The following is a 17,813-nucleotide window of genomic DNA, read 5'->3' as shown; positions in this document are numbered from 1 at the left end:
GCAGGGAATGTGCCAGTACATCCGGCAACCGGCCCCGGGTTCCTGACGGGGAGGTCCGGGAGGGGGTGAGGAGATGCAGGAGGTACGTCAGGGAGGGCTCTCGACGCGCGGGATCGTGATCTCTGGGGTCCTCGGGGCGATTGCCATCTTCCTTGGAGCCACCCGTCTCGGTTTTATCCCGATGCCGACCGGGATCAACGCCACGATCATGCACGTGCCGGCGATCATCGGAGGGATTTTGGAAGGACCCATCGTCGGCGGACTGATCGGCATCATCTTCGGCATCTATAGTTTTCTGCAGGCGACGACCCCGATGTTCAAGGATCCGATCGTGGCGATCGTGCCACGGATTTTCATCGGCGTCTTTGCCGCCTGGGCCTATTTCGCCGCCCGTCGGGCCGGGGAGTGGTGGGGAATCACGGTCGCCGCGATCGTCGGCACCGCCACGAACACCATCCTTGTGCTCGGGCTCGGTGTGGCCCGCCACTACCTGCCGGGTAAGGTGGCGTGGACCGTGGCCTTCACCCACGGTATCCCCGAGATCATCGTCGCCGTGATCATTTCCCTTGCCGTGCTCCTCTCCTGGAAGCGGGTGCAGGTCGGACAGGCCCGGGCGCGCGTCTAAGGGGGCGCGCCCGGCATGCTCACGATCGGTGACCTGGGGCGGATCGCGCACCTGGCCGGGGTCCGGATGACCCAAGTCGACCTGGAGCGGTTACTCCCGCTTGTGGACGCCCTCTACGTGGACCTCGACCGGTTGACGGCGTTGCCGATCGCCGATCTGGAGCCGGCGTTCACCCCCAAACCGTGGGGGGAGATGACCCCGGGAAGCCGCCCCCGGTGAGCGAACTGGCCTACGCGACCGCCGCCGAACTGGCGCCTCAGATCCGGGCCAGGGCGCTCTCGCCGGTGGCGCTCGTGGAGTCGCTCCTCGCTCGCATCGAGCGGTGTCGGGTGCTGAATGCGTTCATCACCGTAACGGCTGATGTGGCCCTGGCCCAGGCCAGGGAGGCGGAACGGGAGATTGCCGGCGGGCAGTACCGGGGACCGCTGCACGGGATTCCCGTTTCGCTCAAGGATCTCATCGATACGCGTGGGACGCGCACGACGTGCGGCTCGCGGATCCTGGCCGAGCACGTCCCCATCCGCGACGCCACCGTCACGATGCGGTTGCGGGAGGCGGGTGCGGTTCTTCTTGGGAAGAACGCGCTGCACGAGTTCGCGTTCGGGGTGACGTCCAACAATCCGCACTACGGTCCGACACGCAACCCGTGGGACATCGACCGCATTCCGGGGGGATCGAGCGGGGGCTCAGGTGCGGCCGTCGCCGCGGGATTGGGTCCGGTGTCACTGGGGACGGACACCGGCGGGAGCATCCGCATCCCGGCGGCGGTGTGCGGCGTGGTGGGGCTCAAACCTACCTACGGCCGCGTCAGCCGCCACGGGGTGTTTCCGCTCTCGTGGACCCTCGACCACATCGGGCCGCTCACCCGGAGCGTGGAGGATGCCGCCTTGGTGCTTCGGGCGATCGCCGGCCCGGACCCCGCCGATCCGTCAACCCTCGGCCATGCCGTGCCGGATTTTTACGCCGGGCTCGGTGGGCCCCCCCGGGGTGGGCGCCTGGGTGTGCTCGACGACGAGTACCATCAGGAGATGACCGAGGAGGTGCGGTCCCGGTTTCGCGCCGCGCTCGAGGTCTTGAGATCCCTGGGCCTGCGGCTGGAGGACGTCCCGTTCCCCCGACCGAACGAAGCCCGGGCCGCGGCCACCGCCGTCATTTTGGCCGAGGCCGCCAGCGTGCACGAGGGATGGATGCGTGAGCGGCCCGGGGACTACGGTCCGGAGACGCTCGACCTGCTGCGCCAGGGAGCCTTCGTCACGGCCAGCCAATACCTGCGCGCCCAGAAAGTTCGCGCGCTGCTGCTGGGCGAGGTCGATGAATGGCTGGCCCCTTACGCGGCGGTCGTTCTTCCCTCCGTGCCCACCACGGCGCCGCCAATAGGCCAGCGCACGCTCGAGGTCGGTGGGCGCCAGATCGAAGTGCGCGGCTTCCTTACCCGGTTCTCACGGCTCATCAACCTCGTGGGGCTTCCTGCGATCTCGGTTCCGTGCGGCTTCGGCGACGACGGCCTGCCCATTGGGCTGCAGATCGTGGGCCGCCCGATGGACGAGGCCACGATCCTCGCCATCGCCCATGCCTATGAGCGGGCAACCCCATGGCACGAGCGACGTCCCCCCGAGCCGCCCGAGGAACGCTGACCCGGATCGACCCGGCTGAACTCGGAGGCTGGCGCTGCCGCCCGCTAGCGAGGCGCGGCGCTCCCCGCCGTCCGCCCACGCAGCCGTTGGAGCGCGACGTGCACGGGGTGCATCATGGGGACCCCGGCGATCAAGAGGATCACCTCGCTTCCGATCAGCGGGGTGATCAGCGCTCGGAAAGGCGCCCGGAGCAGCACGGAGAGCATCGTCGTGACCGCGGCGCCGATGATGACCGCGTACACGGTGGCGCCGAGGTAGGCGTTGACCCGCCCGACCCGCCAGCCGGCCCATCCACCGACGAGGTTAGCCAGCGGCATCCAGAGGAGTTCCCACGGCCCGACGAATGGGCTCGGGAGGTTGCTCAGGAAATTGCCGATGACGAACGCCGGGATCAACGCGGGCTCCCAGATCACCAGGGGTTTCAGCATTTCAGCAAAGCGCAACTGTAGAGGGCCGTACGACGCGGGGGCCACGAGCAGGGTGAGGGCCGCGTAGGCTGCCCCCACCACGCCGATCTCTGCGATGCGGGCCGTTCGTGGCGCCACGGGTCAGGTCGGCCAGCGCGCGCGGACGACCGTGTGCACGCCCCCGCGGATGCGGTAATCCAGCTCCAACTCCAACCACTTTGGCACCGTGACGCGCACGAGGTCCGAGAGGATCCTGTTCGCGGCGTGCTCCTGATAGATCCCGACGTTGCGGTAGGTGAGGAGGTAGTATTTGAACGAGCGCAGTTCCAACACCCGCGCGCGCGGGAGGTACCGGACGGTCACCGTGCCGAAGTCGGGGAGCCCCGACCACGGGCAGACCGCCGTGAACTCATCCGTGGTAATCTCGACGGTGGCGGGCGATCCCGCATACTCGTATGGGAACCACTTGAGGAGCCCGGACCGAACCGCCTGGGTGTCGCGGATCTCCAACCGGAAGTCGGGTGCAGGGGCCACCGCCCCCGGACGGCTCTTCCCGGATGCCGTCGGCTGCGCCTTGCCGGAGTGCTCTTGCCGCACCGCCCGTTTCCGCGCCGCCGTCACCCACCGTCCCTCCCGCTATTTGACCGCCGAGCCTCTCTATTATAGAATAATAGGGCCACAGATGCCGACCAACTCAAAATTGCGTCCGTTGACGGCGGGAGAGCTTGGGCTCTCCCGTTGTACCTGTCCCCGGGACCTCCCACGTAGGTCCGTCTGGGTCGATGGCGCGAACCTCGGTGGGTGGAGTTGATGGCGGGACAAGCGCGTGGGGTAGGGTTCGACGGGTTGGTCGACGCTCGGCTCCAGAAGGCGATCCGCGAGCTGGGATGGTCTTCGCCCACCCCGATACAGGCACAGGTCATCCCGGCGCTGAAGACCGGCCGGGACCTGGTGGCTCGGGCCGAGGCGGGGTCCGCACGAACCGCCGCGTTCGGCATCCCGATGCTGCAGCGCCTGGATCCGCGGAGCAAAGCCGTTCAGGGGCTCGTGCTTGTGCCGAACCGTGATCTGGCTCGCGAAGTCGCCGCCGCCCTGGGGGCACTCGGCGCGCACACACGCCTGCGGATCGTCGCCATCTCCGAGGGAGAGCCAAGCGCCCGACAGGTGACGCACCTGCGCGACAAGCCGCACATCGTCGTGGGCACTCCCGGGCGCGTCCTCGATCATCTGGGCCGTGGGACCCTCACCCTGCGCAGCGTGACGCTCCTGGTCCTCGATGCCGCGGATCGCATGCTTGAGATGGGTTTCCGGTCCGACGTCGAGCAGATTCTGGTGCGGACCCCGTCAACCCGGCAGACCGCGCTCTTTGCCTCAACCGTGCCGGACCCGGTGAGGACCATGGTGGGGCGATACCTCCGCAATCCGATCTACGTCGCGATCGCAAGCCGCGAATCAAAGGCCGTGGCGACGGGCGAGTAATTTGACGCCGGTCGTTGGCGGCCCCTGGGGTTGTCGCGGACGGTCCCCGCGGATATACTCAAGACACACCGGCGTGGGGGTGGAGTCGTGAGCGAGACGTACCCGCAGGACGTCGAGGCCACCGCTGCGGAGAACGACCGTTATGGGTTTTCCCGCTTTGCCAGCCACCCGTTCTTCGAAGAGGTCAACCGCTGGCTCGTCGAGCGGGTGGGCGAGCTCGGTCACCGGTTTGTGGATCTGGCCTGCGGCCCCGGCGCGGTCACCGAGCTGATCGTCCAGAAGCTGATGGAGCACGGCCGGGGTCTGGTCTATGCCGTCGATCCTTCCATCTCCGAGCTCGATCGTGCCAGGCGCCGCATCGCCTCCGGGTTGGTCGAATTCATCCAAGGGAGCGCGGAAAACCTGAGCCGCCTCGTCCCGCAGGTCGACGTCGTCGTCTTCTGCAACGCGATTCACCTCATCAAGGACAAAGGGCAGGTGCTGAGCGAGATTCGCAAGGTGTTGCGGTCGGGCGGAACGTTTGCCTTCAATACCACCTTCTTCCGGGGCTGCTACCCCCCGGGGACAGAACGATTCTATCGGTATTGGGTCCTTCGGGCTGCCCACTACCTCCGAGAGCGCGGAATTTCCGTTCTCCGGACCGAGCGGACCGATTCACTCAAATGGGTCACCCCTGAGGAGTATGGAGCCTTGGTGAGCGCGGCGGGGTTTGTGGAGCCCTCGTGGCGGCTCCACCAGGTGACGCTCTCCCCGGAGAGCCTCGAGGATATCGGGCAGTTTTCCCTCTTCGTCCACGGTGCGCTGCCCGATGTGCCGCTCGAGATCGGCGCGGACGCCTTGGCACAGGCCGTTCGGCCCGCCATGCGCGACGCCAAGATCACCGGAGGCGTCCCCCGGTTCTGGCTGCAGTTCATCGCTCAGTCCCCAGTCTAACCGCTACCCAGCTCTTCGACCGCGGCCGGCGCGGGACACTCCCTTCGCACCCCAGTCGATGTCTACGGGAAATTCCGGTGGAAAGCGCGACAGGAGTGATTTGCAACGGCATTTTCATCGATGTCGGTGTGGTCTATTGTGTCGATAGACCTCATCTGCCTCTTCCAAACGCTGAGCGTTTATGATATAATACCTGCCAGTTGATGGTCCGTGCCCCCGGGCGCGGGCCTTTTCGCTTGGGGGGGTCTCATGGGATACCTGCACCACCTGGAGTGCACCCACTGTCACGCGCAGTATTCCGCGCAGGAACTGCACAACGTGTGTCCCCGGTGCGGCAAAGTGCTGTTCCCCCGCTACGACCTGGACCGGGTCCGCGCCGAGGTGTCGCGCGAGCAGTTCGCGGGCCGCGAGCTATCGATGTGGCGCTACCGCGAGCTGATGCCGATCGACGACCCGGCGAACGTGATGACGCTCGGGGAAGGGATGACGCCCCTGCTGCCTCTTCGCGCGATCGGAAAGCGGCTGGGGCTCACCCACGTCTTCGTGAAGGAAGAGGGGCTCAATCCCACGGGCTCGTTCAAGGCGCGCGGGCTCTCCACGGCCGTGAGCAAGGCCAAGGAGCTCGGGGTCCGCATGGCGTCGATGCCGTCGGCGGGGAATGCGGGATCGGCGGCGTCGGCTTACTGCGCTCGGGCCGGCATCGACCTCTATCTGGTGATGCCGGTCGACGTGCCGCACGTGAACCAGGTGGAGTGCGATGTGTGCGGCGCACACACCTTTCTGATCCGCGGGCTGATCAACGACGCCGGCCGAAGCCTGCGTGGTGGGGTCGAGGCGCAGGGCTGGTTTGACATGTCAACGCTCAAGGAGCCCTACCGCGTTGAGGGCAAAAAAACGATGGGGTATGAACTGGCCGAACAGTTCGGATGGAGCCTGCCGGACGTGATCATCTACCCGACCGGAGGCGGGACGGGGATCGTTGGCATGTGGAAGGCCTTCGACGAGATGCAGACGTTGGGGTGGATCGGCGCCCAGCGCCCGCGGATGGTCATCGTGCAGGCGGCGGGCTGCGCGCCCATGGTGCGCGCACACCGGGATGGGCGAGAACATGCGGAGCCGTGGAAGGACGCCCACACCGTCGCCGCAGGGCTCCGCGTGCCCGAGGCGATCGGGGACTATCTGATCCTGCAGGCCGTCCGCGACAGCGGCGGGACGTCGTATGCGGTAACGGACGAGCAGATCCTGGCCGATATGCAAGAACTCGCCCGCGCGGAAGGATTGTTCGCCTGCCCGGAGGGAGCGGCCACGTACTCGGCGCTGAAGGCGCTGGTCCAGGACGGGCTGATCCGTTCCGACGAGCGGGTGGTCCTGTTCAACACCGGAGCGGGCATGAAATATGTCGACCTGATTCACCCGACCCTGCCCACGTTTGAGCCGGCCCACCCGCCGGCGCCGCTGAGCGGCCGGGCGTGACAGGAGGGGTCTCACCGGCGACGAACCCCTAGGCGCCCGCCGAAGCGGCGGGCGCGGTCCAGGGGTCGACACCGGCGGACGGGGGGGACGGTCCGATGGAGCGGGTGAGGGGGAACGGGGCGGGGCCCGGCACGATCCACGGGCCCGTCCAGGAGCGGGAAGGGTCGTGCCGGTCGGGGGATGCGGGTGCCCTCGGCGCGGGCGCGGTGCCCCGATTGCGCCCATCCATTTCCCCGGAAGTCGAGACGTCGCCGACGAAGCGCACGATTTGCGCCGCGACGAAGACGCCATAACCACCCGCCGGCCGCACGCCGTGTATCAGGCGGCGCGCGCCGCAGCGGGTGCGCTGTCCGTCCTGCGCGGCGTACTCGATGATACGGCCGGGCGCCTCTGGCTCGAGCTCATGGAGTTGCTCGCCGTCCCATCGCCGGATCCCGCCCGCGTGGTCGCTGCCTACGGACGGCTGTTTACGCTCCTTGCGGCGGAGGTTGAGCTCGCCAGCGAGCCGCCCGTCGGAGACGCTTGGCAGTCCCATCTGCTGCGGCGCCTCCTGACCGATGAGAACCCCTTCAGCCACAAGGCGGAGCGCGTCGGCGTGTCGGCCATCGGGCCGGCGCTCATCGCACAGACCCGGGCGGACCTCGCGTCGCTTCAACGATGCCACGCTTTAGACGGCACGTCGATCGCCGGCGCGGTGGCCCGCCTCAGCGGGATCCCGCGAGTGGCGTGGAAGCGGTTCCGGCCGCTTGCCGGATCCGAGCATCGGTCGGCGCAGCATCGGATGATGCGGCGCATCGCCGGGGCCAAGGACTGGAGGGGACTGGTCCGGGATCTCGCGGGGTATTTTGAGGCACACGGCGTCGGACTCTTTGGCCGGTACCGCGCCTTTCGCTGGCTCCATTCGGGCGGGGGTCGGCTCGAAGGCATCGCCGCCCCGGATCCCGTTTCCCTCGACGACCTTGTCGGCTATGCGATGGAGCGTCAGCCGGTGGTGACCAACACCCGCCAGTTTGTCGCGGGGCTCCCCGCCAACAACGTCCTCCTCTATGGGGATCGAGGCACGGGCAAGTCCTCCACGGTGAAGGCGCTGCTCACCGAGTTTCACGGCCGGGGCCTCCGCCTGATCGAAGTGGCCAAGGAGGATCTCGGCGACTACCCGCAGATCATCGCTCCGCTCCGCGGCCGACGGGAACGGTTCGTCTTGTTCGTCGACGATCTGTCGTTCGAAGAGCACGAGACGCAGTACAAGGCGCTCAAGGCGGCCCTGGAGGGGAGCGTGGAGGTTCGTCCAGAGAACGTGGTGCTGTACGCAACCAGTAACCGCCGGCGCCTGGTGCGGGAGTGGTTCAGCGACCGCCAGAGGCCCGCGGTCGACGACGACGTGCACAGTGACGAAACCGTCCAGGAGAAGCTCTCGCTGGCGGATCGGTTCGGGATCCACGTGCCGTTTCTCATTCCGGATCAGGACCGCTACCTGAGGATCGCCGAGGTGCTGGCTGCCCGGTGCGGCGTGCGCCTGCCGGCGGAGGAAGTCCGGCACCGCGCGCTGCTGTGGTCGCAGTGGCACAACGGCCACTCCTGTCGGACCGCGCGGCAGTTTGTGGACTCGCTTCGTGGGGAAATCGCCCTGGCGCGGACGGACGGTCGGCGGGCGCCGACTCGCCGGCCCGAAGGCACCCGCTCACGGACGCGGCAGCGGCGCCCCCGTTAGTCCGGTCGGCCCGGCCGCCCGCGCTCGTCCGGCGGAGCGCTCGCCGGGGATGGCTCAGGCGCGAATCTGCTGCACCAATTCAATCAGCGTTCCGCCCGTGGCGGCGGGGTCCAGGTAGATGCTGAGGGTATCCCCCGGCGCCCGCTGCGGGCGAGAGGCGAGGGTTCCGACGCCGGAAGCCTCCAGCGCCGTCATCGCCGTCCGCAGGTCGATCACCTCGAGGGCGAGGTGGTGGACCCCCTCGCCGCGATCGCGGAGGGCGTCGGACCAAAGCGTCCCCTCGGTCACGGGTTGAATCAACTCCAGGAGTGTTTCGCCCGCGCGGAGGAACGCCACGCGCGCCACCTCTCGATAGTCCTCGAGGACGATCGGTTCGAGGCCGAGCGCACGCGCGTAGGTCTCCGCGGCCTCCTCTGCGTCCCGCACCACAATACCCACGTGGTGAATCCGGATCACCCCGGGGACGTCCGACCAGGCGGAATCGGGCACCTCCCCCATCACCCATCCCTCCGGGATTTACCCCGCCGGTGACCCGGGCAGGTGATCACGACGTTGGACGCGTCCGCGGTCCTCCTGTGCATAGGTGGCGCAGAGAGAACCATCATACGTCCGATTGTAGCAGACCGGGCGCGCCGGCCGGCATCCCGGAAGCGGATCCGCCCACCCCTGCGGGTCGTGGGGGGCCACCGGGGCGTGCGACGCGAAGCGATTCGTGGGGAAGGGGGCAGGATAAATTCGCCGGGCATACAAAACGTGGGTGCCGAGGCAACACCCCGCCTCGAGGGAGGGAGGTGTTCACCATGGCGAAGTTCGCCATCGTCGATTCGGAGCACATGCACAAGGATGTGGGCTACGAACCGCCCCTCGTCATCGCCTTTGGGATCGACAAACACAGCGTCCACTCGACCACCGTCACGATGGGACGGACGACGATTCCCCCGAGGGGCCGCAATCAGGCCCACTACCATTCGTGCGAAGCGTCGTTTTTTATCCGGAAAGGGAAGTTGAAGCTGTACATGGGCGCAGAGCGCACCGAGTACACCGTGACCGAGAACCAGTTTGTGTTCGTTCCACCCGGTGTCATCCATGGCTTGGAGAACCTGAGCGAAACCGAGACGGCCGAGCTGATTTTCACCTACGGCGACTGCCCGAGCAAGGACGAAGCCGGGACGGTGTTCGTGGAGAAGCCCTGGGCGGCGCCCCCCCGGTAGCGATCGGCCGCTCCGACCGCGCCTACTCCTCCGAAGGCATATCGACGGATATACGGCCCATCTCCGGGGCTCGACGTATCGTGGGGGATCGATCGGCGGCCGCGACTCGTCGTCGCGGCGGCTGAATGGATGGGGAAACACGATCGAGAACGAATACGTCAGAAGGTGGAGATCGTCGGGGGGTAGTCGAAGACACCGTGGTCCTGACCCTTCGCGCGTCCCTCAATTCTGGATCTTCGATCCCGCCGCGTCGCTGAGGTCACACGCCTGCGCGGGACGTGCCGGGGCGAATCCTTGACCCCGCAGCGGCGTTCCGGCGGCCCGGGCCGGAATCATGGCGGACGAGAGGAGCGAGCAGCCTGATGGCGAGATCCACGGAAGCGGGCGCGGGGTTCACACGGATCGGGTACCTGGATCTGCCCGGCGGTGGCCAGGTCGTGGTGGAGGGGCGGTACGCGTACATCGCTCACATGGCCCCGCCGTACGGCACGAGCATCATCGACGTGGCGGATCCCACTTCTCCGCGCCTGGTCGCCGAGGTGCCCGTTCCGGGCGACATCCATTCGCATAAGGTGCGCGTCATCGGCGACGTCATGCTGGTGAACTATGAGCGCTTTCCGCCGGGCGACGTCCGGCGCGCGCCCGCGGTTGGGCTCAAGTTGTTCGACATCGCCGACCGGAGTCGCCCGCGGGAGATCGCGTTTTTCCGGACCCACGCGCGCGGTGTGCACCGATTCGACCTCCAGGGGACCCACGCGTTCGTGTCGACCGAATGGGAGGGGTTCCGCTCGAACATCCTCGCCATCCTGGACCTCGCCGACCCCCGCCGCCCTTCGCTCGTCGGACAGTGGTGGCTGCCCGGACAGCGCGCCGCGGATGCGGGTACCCCCCCTTCGGGCGAGCACTACTGGGTGCACCTGGCGCTGGCGCGGGGGGAGCGGGCCTACGCAGCGTGCGGCCGCATGGGCGCCGTGATCGTCGACATCTCCGATCCCCGGCAGCCGCGGACGGTGGGGGGAGCGGCCTGGAATCCGCCCTACACCTCGCCCACCCACACCTTTCTGCCCGTGCCCCATGCGATCCGGGGCCGCCGGTTTGCCGTGGTGACGGACGAGGACGTCACCGACGACGTGCTGGAGGACCCGCCGGCGTTTATGTGGGTGTTGGACATCACGCACGAGGCGCGGCCGGTTCCCGTCGCCACCTATCACGCGGATCCGGCCGGGCTGGTGGTTCCCGGGCACCGATTTGGCGCGCATCAGCCGTGGGAACACATCCGCGCGGACAACGTCGTCTTCCTCGCGTGGTTCAGCGGCGGCATCCGGGCCGTCGACATTTCCAACCCCTATCAGCCGAAGGAGGTGGGGGTGTATGTCCCTCCGGCCGCCCGAGACCGGCCGGTCCCCCAGACCAACGACGTATTTGTCGACACGCGCGGCACCGTGTACGCGATCGATCGGTACCGGGGGTTGAGCGTGCTGGAGTTCGACCCGCGGGCCTAAGGCCGGCGGTGGAACGGGCCGATCGGTCGGTGAGTCCGATGATCATCCGAAGTACCCTGCGGCGGAGCGCGTACGTCGACTCCGTCACCCTGATGCGGGCGCAGCAGGCGCTGCGCGGTCTCCCCGGGATCGCCGAGGCCGGGGTGGTGATGGGTACCGAGGCGAATCTGGATCTTCTGCGCCAGGCCGGACTCGACCCCGGAGTCGGCGCCACGGTCGACGACCTCGTCGCCGTCGTGCGCGGGGAGGCGCTGGAGCAGGTCGAGGCCGCGCTGGCGTCCTTGGACGCGCTGCTCCGCCCCCCGCCCGGCGATGGTGCCGCCCGGGCCTACCGCCCCAGGACCGCGGCCGGTGCGGTGCGGCTGCTGCCGGGGGCCAACCTTGCGCTCATCTCCGTGCCGGGCCGGTTTGCCGGGTCGGCGGCGCGCGAGGCTCTGGAGGTCGGGCTGCACGTGATGCTGTTCAGCGACAACGTCCCGATCGCCGAGGAGGTCCGGCTGAAGCAGGCCGGCCGGCGCCGGGGCCGGCTGTGCATGGGACCGGACTGCGGCACGGCGATGATCGGCGGTGCGGCGCTCGGATTCGCGAACCGCGTGCGGCGGGGGTCGATCGGCCTCGCCGCCGCCGCGGGGACCGGACTGCAGGAGGTGGCGAGCCTCGTGCACCGGTTGGGCGGCGGAATCTCGCACGCGCTCGGCGCCGGCGGGCGGGACCTGAGTGCGTCGGTGGGGGGGGTTGGGATGCTCGACGGTCTCACGCTCCTCGGCCGCGACCCCGCCACCACGGTGATCGTCGTGGTCTCCAAGCCGCCCGATCCGGCGGTCGCCGCGCGGCTCCTGGCGCACGCCGCTGCGATCGGGAAGCCGGCGGTGATCGCGTTCGTCGGGTCCCCCCCCGCGCACGCCCCGGGGGTGCTGTACCCCGTGGCGACGCTCGAGCAGGCGGGCGCAATCGCCGTGCGGCTGGCCGGGGGGACCGTTCGGGGTCTTGATGAACCGGCGGTCTGGTGGAGCTCCGCCGTACCACGCGCGGATGCGGCCCGAGCCAGACTGGCACCCTCGCAGCGCTACCTGCGCGCCCTCTACAGCGGCGGGACGCTCGGGGCGGAGGCGGTGGGACTGCTCCACTCCGTGCTCCGTCCCCTCCACACCAACGTGTCGGGCGGCGGCGGGCAACCGCTGGCCTCTCACGGACGGAGCCGAGCGCACACCGTACTCGACCTCGGCGCGGACGAGTTCACGGTCGGGCGCCTGCACCCGATGCTCGACCCGACGCTGCGCGCCGGGCGCCTGATGCAGGAGGCGGCCGACCCCCAGACGGGCGTCATCCTGCTCGACGTCGTCTTGGGCGAGGGCGTGCACGCGGATCCGGCCGCGACCCTGGCCCCCGTGATCGAGGCGGCCGGCCGTCTGGCCGGGACGGCGGGACGGGGGCTGGTCGTGGTCGCCAGCGTCTGCGGGACGGACGAGGATCCCCAGAACCGAACGCGACAGGTCGCCCGCCTCGAAGCCGCCGGGGTGCTGGTTGAAGAGAGCAACGCGCGCGCAGCGGCGCTGGCGGGGGCCATTCTCGCCGGCGATGCGGGGAGGCGGGCGCTCGGGGCGGCCTGGAGCGTGCCCGCCGCTCCGCGGAGCGAAGATCACGGCGGGGTGGGTCCTGCTGCGCCGGCCGGGCCCCCCGGGCCCGAGCGGTCCACCACGGGGGTCGGGCTCCTCGACGGAGCGCCTCGGGTCGTGAACGTCGGGCTGCCGCTCTTCGCCGAGAGCCTCCGCGCACAGGGCGTGTCGGTGATTGATCTGGACTGGCGCCCGCCGGCGGAAGGGGATCGGAGGATGCTGGACCTGCTGGCCAAGCTGGAGTGAGTCCTCATCGATCGGCCGGGGGGGCGGCTGCCGGCGTCCGACGCACCAGGGGCCGATGCGGTGAAATAATCATGCGGAGGGGTGGGATATGGCGGTCAAGCCAGTGGACATGAGCCGGTTTCGCGTGCTCGATCTCTCTCAGAACTTCAGCGTGGACTCTCCGCCGTTCGCCTTCTACGAAGGGCCAACGGTGAAGTGGGTCAAGAAGATGGCGTTCGAGGGCGTCAACGCGCAACTGATCAGCAGCACAAACCACATCGCCACGCACCTCGACTCACCGCTCCACTTCAACGACCCGGGTCCCGACGTGGCGGGCATCCCGCTCGCCGAGCTGTTCGGTCCGGCGTGTGTGGTCGACCTCGCGCAGTTTGGCGTGGGGGACTACGACATCTATGGGCCGAAGCACTTCGAGTTGTGGGAGCGCAAGTACAAGACCCGGATCCAGCGCGGGGATATCTTGGTGATTCACACCGGCTACCACCACTACTACAACGAGGACTGGTACAAGGTCCGCAACCGGGAAAAGGCCAACCTGCCCCGGGCATTCCTCAAGCACCCCGGTCCGCAACAGGAGTTCTGCGACTGGGTCCTTGCTCGGAAGATCCGCTGGCTGGCCGTCGACGCCATCTCGACGGATCATCCATTTAATACCAACGTGCGCCGGGCGCGCCCTGACCTCGTGCCAGAGGTCGAGCAGAAGATCGGGATGCCGATCGACAAGGCGTTCCCCTGGCCCAAAGCGTATCAGGCTACCCATACCTACCTGTTTCCCAGGGGGGTGTTCCACGTCGAGAATGTCGGCGGGATGATCGACGAGGTCTTGAACATGCGGGTGTGGTTCGGCGCCTTCCCGTTCCGCTTTAAAGGCGGCGAAGCGGCGTTCTGCCGGTGTTTCGCTTTCGTCCAGAAGTAGCCGGCCGATCCCGGATCGCCCCGGCGGATGGGGCGGAACGACCCAGAGGAGGGACCGTGCGACCGCTCGACGACCTGACCGTGGTGGACCTGACCCGCGCCTTGGCGGGGCCCTACTGCACGATGATGCTTGCCGATCTCGGCGCGCGCGTGATCAAGGTCGAGACCCCGGACGCTGGCGACGACACGCGGGGCTGGGGGCCGCCGTTCTACGAAGGCGAGAGCGCGTACTTCCTCAGCATCAATCGGAACAAGCAGAGTCTCACCTTGAACCTCAAGGATCAGCGGGGACGAGACCTGCTCCTCCGCCTCCTCCGGCGGGCGGACGTCTTGGTCGAGAACTTCCGCCCGGGGACGATGGACCGCCTGGGCATGGGGTACGCCGCCGTCCACGACCTCGTGCCTCGGCTCGTCTACTGCTCGATCTCCGGGTTCGGCCAGACCGGACCGTATCGTGAGCGCGCCGCCTACGACCTCATCGTCCAGGGCATGGGTGGAATCATGGGGATCACGGGGGAGCCCGATGGCGCTCCGATGCGGGTCGGCGTCGCCGTGGCCGACATCTGTGCCGGGATGTTCGCGGCGTACGGGATCCTGGCCGGGCTCCGGGTCCGCGAGCGCACCGGGGCGGGGCAGTGGATCGACGCCGCGATGCTCGACGGGCAGGTGGCGTGGATGACCTACATGGCCGCCAATTACTTCGCCACCGGTGAGGATCCGAGGCGCGTCGGTTCGGCCCACCTCAACCTCGTCCCCTACCAGCCGTTCCCCACCCGCGACGGGTTCGTGAACGTCGCGGTCGGCAGCGAGGGGCTGTGGCAGCGCTTTTGCGACGCGGTGGAGCTCCCGATCGCCGCCGACCCCCGCTTCGCCACCAACGCCGACCGCGTGCGGCACCGCGAGGAGCTCCTCGCGGTGCTCCTGCCGGTGTTCGCCCGGCGCAGCACCGCGGAATGGGTGGAGCGCCTCCTGGGGGGAGGCGTCCCGGCGGGCCCGATCTACCGGATGCACGAGGTGATGGAAGACCCGCAGGTACGGCATCGGGAGATGGTGGTCGAGCTGCCGCACCCGCGGGCCGGCCGGATCCGGGTGAACGGGATCCCCGTGAAATTGTCCGAGACCCCCGGCGCGGTGGTCTCTCCGCCGCCGCAATTGGGGGAGCACTCGGAGGCGATCCTGCGGGAGGTGGGATGCCCTGATCAGGAGATCGCCGCGCTCCGCCGCGACCGAGTGATCTAGGATGTTCCGGCGGCCCCGCGCGACTCCGCCCCAGGTGGCGTGTCCCAGCTGCGGGCTCGAGCACCCCGCCGCCGCGCTGGGGCCGCGGCACTACGTCTGCGCCGGCTGCGGCCGGTACCTGTCGATGCCGTCGCCGGCCCGGATCGCCATGCTGGCGGATCCGGGGACGTTCAAAGAAGTCGACCGGAACCTCATTTCCGTGGATCCCCTCCAGTTCATGGACCGCCGGCCCTACCGGGACCGATTGGTCGAGGCCCGCCGGGCGACCGGGCTGCGGGAGGCGGTGACCAGCGGGATCTGTCGGGTCGACGGTCGCCGAATCGTCCTGGTCGTGTTCGATTTCGGGTTCCTCGGCGGGACGATGGGGTCCGTGGTGGGGGAGAAAGTGGCCAACGCTTTCGAGCACGCCACCCGCCGCCGGATCCCGCTGGTCAGCGTGGCGGCGAGCGGCGGGGCGCGCATGCAGGAGGGGATGCTCTCGCTCATGCAGATGGCCAAAGTCTCCGCGGCCGCGGCCAGGCACGACAGCGAGGGCCTGGCGTTTCTCTCCATCCTCACCGACCCGACCTTCGGCGGGGTGACCGCGAGCTTTGCCTCACTCGGCGACGTGCTCATCGCCGAGCCGGGGGCTCAGATCGGGTTCGTGGGACCGCGCGTGATCGAGCAGACCACCGGAACGCCGCTGCCTCCGGACTCCCACCGCGCCGAGACGGTCATGCGCGCGGGAATGGTCGACCTCATCGTCCCCCGCGAGCGGCTGCGCGAGACCGTGGCGTATCTCGTCGGGCACCTCAGCCGGGGGGGCGGCAGCCGCGACCCGGTGGGGGTCCTGCCGGCGTCTCCCGCGGTCGGTGGTCTGGCCGCCTGGGAGCAGGTCAGGCTGGCGCGCCACCGCGGCCGGCCGCAGACCCGGGACTACATCGCCGCGATGACGACGCGGTTTGTGGAACTGCACGGGGATCGGCAGGGCGGGGACGATCCGGCGATCGTCGGCGGGCTCGCGGAACTTGACGGCGAGACGGTGGTGATCGTCGGACACCAGCGCCAGTACCTCCCGGGGCAGACCGAGGGTGAGGGGCAGGCCATGGCCGACCCGGAGGGCTACCGGAAGGCGCTGAGGTTGATGGTGCTCGGCGCGAAGTTCCAACTCCCCGTGGTGACGCTCATCGACACCCGCGGCGCGAACCCGAGCTATGAATCGGAGCGGCGCGGGATCGCCCAGACACTCGCGCGCAACCTGGCGACGATGTCCCGCCTGCGGACCCCGATCGTCTCGGTCATCACCGGGGAAGGCGGGAGCGGGGGAGCGCTGGCGCTCGGGGTCGCGGACCGGGTGCTCATGCTCGAGCACGCGATCTACTCGGTCATCGCTCCCGAAGGCGCCGCGGCGATCCTCTACCGGGACGCGAAGAAGGCGGAGGCCCTCTCCGAGGCGCTCAAGCTCACCGCTCGCGACCTCCTGCGCCTCGGCGTCATCGACGCCATCGTGCCGGAACCCGAGGGCGGGGCACACCTCGACCCTCCGGGGGCCGCCGCCATCCTCCGGCAGCACCTGCTGGCGGCGCTGCGGGATCTCCGCCGGATTCCGCTCTCCCGGCTACTGTCCCGCCGCTATGCGAAGTACCGGCACATCGGACGCGTCGGCGTCTACTGGCGCGAGATCGTGCGGCGGGAGATGCAGGAGGCGCTCGACGTTCTCAGTCGACGGCTCCCCTGGGCGGAGGGGCCGGGGCGGGGGACGCACGGCGGAGGGGGGGACGACTCGTAAACGCGAGGCGGCCGCTCCGCACCCTCACCGGGCGCGGGGGCCGGCGGGTTTAGGCGCTCGGCGCGGCGTGGATCGCTTGCATCGCGGTGATGAATCCCGACAGCATATCGGCTCCGGACGTTTCACCGGTCTCCATCACCACACGGGCGGCCTCGACGATCGCGGGCGGATCCCCGGAAGCAAGCGCCCCCAGCAGCCGGTGCCATCGATCGCCGGCCTCGCCCGCATGCGCCGCCTTAAGGTACGCGGCGCTGATCTCGTGGGTGCGGGGGGCCGCCGTCTCCAGCAGCATGCCGCCGATCTCTTTGAGCTCCGCGTCCGGCCGGTCGTCCTGCGCCAGCGCGAGCGCCAGGAGCACCCCGGCGATGAAGTCGTCCCCGGACGGCGTCAATCCCGGCCCCAGCCCCGCCATCGACGAGGTCACGACCTTGAGCCCCCGCCGGTTGCGGACCGCCAACGACTCCGCGAGCCCGCCCATCAGCGCGTGGCTCCGCGGGAAGTGGGTGACCTTGAGGAGCGGGGCGGGCAATTCCTCCTCCTGAAGATAGGGGAGCAGCAGCGCCAGGCTCTTCTCCGGGGGCGCCGCCGTCACCGCCTGCAACAGCGTCGACACCGCCTGGCGGAGCCGCTGCGGGTCCGCGCCGAGCGCCGGGTACGGCTTCGGGTCCCAGAGCTGTGCGGTGGCAAGCCCGACGTCGAGGCTGTCGCTGAGCAGGAGCGTGTCGCCGTTGGACCGTGCCGTTTCGCCGACCGACAGATGTTGGAAGGCGTGCCCGGCGGCGGCGGGGATGACGAGGTTGAGCGGGCCGTTGCCGAGGCTTTCCTGGACGATCGCGTAGATCGCCCCGTCCTCGTCCATCAGGTAGCAGCTGTGCGGGTGGACCGCGAGGATCTCGCCGTCCCATCCTTCCTGGCGAAACGCCCGACCAACCCGCCAACTCATCGAGAGGGCCTCAACGCGGCTGGTCATTGCTCGGTTCACCGTGGCCACGGGGGTATCTTTCTCTGCCATCCAGGATCTCCCTGTTGGGTCCGGCCGCCGCTCACCGCGGGGCCG

At 69.0% G+C, this 17,813-nt stretch carries 17 protein-coding genes; 13 read left to right on the top strand and 4 right to left on the bottom strand.

Annotation, left to right across the window (positions count from 1 at the left end; all coding sequences use genetic code 11):
* Positions 1-73 precede the first annotated feature (73 nt).
* From VKV57_01070 to VKV57_01060, 3 genes are read left to right on the top strand one after another with little or no spacing between them, the layout of a single operon-like run.
* Entirely contained in the window at positions 74-625 is a 552-nt protein-coding gene (locus VKV57_01070; GenBank protein HLW58494.1) for an ECF transporter S component, read from the top strand.
* Positions 626-640: 15 nt separating this feature from the next.
* Positions 641-844, top strand: a complete 204-nt coding sequence (locus VKV57_01065; GenBank protein HLW58493.1) for a hypothetical protein — start codon at positions 641-643, stop codon at positions 842-844.
* The gene (locus VKV57_01060; protein HLW58492.1) at positions 841-2,259 is read left to right on the top strand and encodes an amidase; all 1,419 of its coding nucleotides are present in this window, start codon (positions 841-843) and stop codon (positions 2,257-2,259) included. Before VKV57_01065 ends, VKV57_01060 begins: the two co-directional genes overlap by 4 nt.
* Before the next feature lie 44 nt (positions 2,260-2,303).
* Here the strand turns inward: VKV57_01060 and VKV57_01055 are convergent, their stop codons facing one another.
* Together VKV57_01055 and queF are read right to left on the bottom strand one after the other, a co-directional pair.
* Positions 2,304-2,804 carry a QueT transporter family protein gene (locus VKV57_01055; protein HLW58491.1) on the bottom strand — a complete coding sequence of 167 codons (501 nt, stop codon included), beginning with the start codon at positions 2,802-2,804 and terminating at the stop codon, positions 2,304-2,306.
* 3 nt (positions 2,805-2,807) lie between these two features.
* Entirely contained in the window at positions 2,808-3,287 is a 480-nt protein-coding gene (queF, locus tag VKV57_01050) for a preQ(1) synthase (protein HLW58490.1), read from the bottom strand.
* A 189-nt stretch (positions 3,288-3,476) separates the two neighbouring features.
* Between queF and VKV57_01045 the strand changes: the two genes are divergently transcribed.
* From VKV57_01045 to VKV57_01030, 4 genes are all read left to right on the top strand, one after another.
* A complete protein-coding gene (locus VKV57_01045; protein ID HLW58489.1) occupies positions 3,477-4,145 on the top strand; it encodes a DEAD/DEAH box helicase in 669 nt (222 codons plus the stop codon).
* Positions 4,146-4,232: 87 nt separating this feature from the next.
* Positions 4,233-5,078, top strand: a complete 846-nt coding sequence (locus tag VKV57_01040; protein HLW58488.1) for a methyltransferase domain-containing protein — start codon at positions 4,233-4,235, stop codon at positions 5,076-5,078.
* 249 nt (positions 5,079-5,327) lie between these two features.
* Entirely contained in the window at positions 5,328-6,551 is a 1,224-nt protein-coding gene (locus VKV57_01035; protein HLW58487.1) for a threonine synthase, read from the top strand.
* 268 nt (positions 6,552-6,819) lie between these two features.
* Positions 6,820-8,262, top strand: a complete 1,443-nt coding sequence (locus tag VKV57_01030; protein HLW58486.1) for an ATP-binding protein — start codon at positions 6,820-6,822, stop codon at positions 8,260-8,262.
* 54 nt (positions 8,263-8,316) lie between these two features.
* Here the strand turns inward: VKV57_01030 and VKV57_01025 are convergent, their stop codons facing one another.
* The gene (locus tag VKV57_01025) at positions 8,317-8,760 is read right to left on the bottom strand and encodes a VOC family protein (GenBank protein HLW58485.1); all 444 of its coding nucleotides are present in this window, start codon (positions 8,758-8,760) and stop codon (positions 8,317-8,319) included.
* Positions 8,761-9,062: 302 nt separating this feature from the next.
* Between VKV57_01025 and VKV57_01020 the strand changes: the two genes are divergently transcribed.
* From VKV57_01020 to VKV57_00995, 6 genes are all read left to right on the top strand, one after another.
* A complete protein-coding gene (locus tag VKV57_01020; GenBank protein HLW58484.1) occupies positions 9,063-9,473 on the top strand; it encodes a cupin domain-containing protein in 411 nt (136 codons plus the stop codon).
* Positions 9,474-9,835: 362 nt separating this feature from the next.
* Positions 9,836-10,975: a hypothetical protein gene (locus tag VKV57_01015; protein ID HLW58483.1), complete on the top strand. Its 1,140-nt coding sequence runs from the start codon at positions 9,836-9,838 to the stop codon at positions 10,973-10,975.
* Positions 10,976-11,013: 38 nt separating this feature from the next.
* Entirely contained in the window at positions 11,014-12,837 is a 1,824-nt protein-coding gene (gene fdrA, locus VKV57_01010; GenBank protein HLW58482.1) for an acyl-CoA synthetase FdrA, read from the top strand.
* Between the two features lie 88 nt (positions 12,838-12,925).
* Positions 12,926-13,750 carry a cyclase family protein gene (locus VKV57_01005; GenBank protein ID HLW58481.1) on the top strand — a complete coding sequence of 275 codons (825 nt, stop codon included), beginning with the start codon at positions 12,926-12,928 and terminating at the stop codon, positions 13,748-13,750.
* Positions 13,751-13,806: 56 nt separating this feature from the next.
* Complete coding sequence (locus VKV57_01000; GenBank protein HLW58480.1) at positions 13,807-14,988, top strand: CaiB/BaiF CoA-transferase family protein; 1,182 nt, start codon at positions 13,807-13,809, stop codon at positions 14,986-14,988.
* Position 14,989: 1 nt separating this feature from the next.
* Positions 14,990-16,756: an acetyl-CoA carboxylase carboxyltransferase subunit alpha/beta gene (locus VKV57_00995; protein HLW58479.1), complete on the top strand. Its 1,767-nt coding sequence runs from the start codon at positions 14,990-14,992 to the stop codon at positions 16,754-16,756.
* Positions 16,757-16,805: 49 nt separating this feature from the next.
* Here VKV57_00995 and VKV57_00990 read toward each other — a convergent pair whose 3' ends face one another.
* Positions 16,806-17,768, bottom strand: a complete 963-nt coding sequence (locus VKV57_00990; GenBank protein ID HLW58478.1) for a DUF2877 domain-containing protein — start codon at positions 17,766-17,768, stop codon at positions 16,806-16,808.
* Positions 17,769-17,813: the final 45 nt, after the last annotated feature.

The organism is bacterium (assembly GCA_035307765.1).
In the GTDB taxonomy this organism is placed as follows: domain Bacteria; phylum Sysuimicrobiota; class Sysuimicrobiia; order Sysuimicrobiales; family Segetimicrobiaceae; genus Segetimicrobium.
This window is presented reverse-complemented; position numbering and strand designations above follow the sequence as displayed.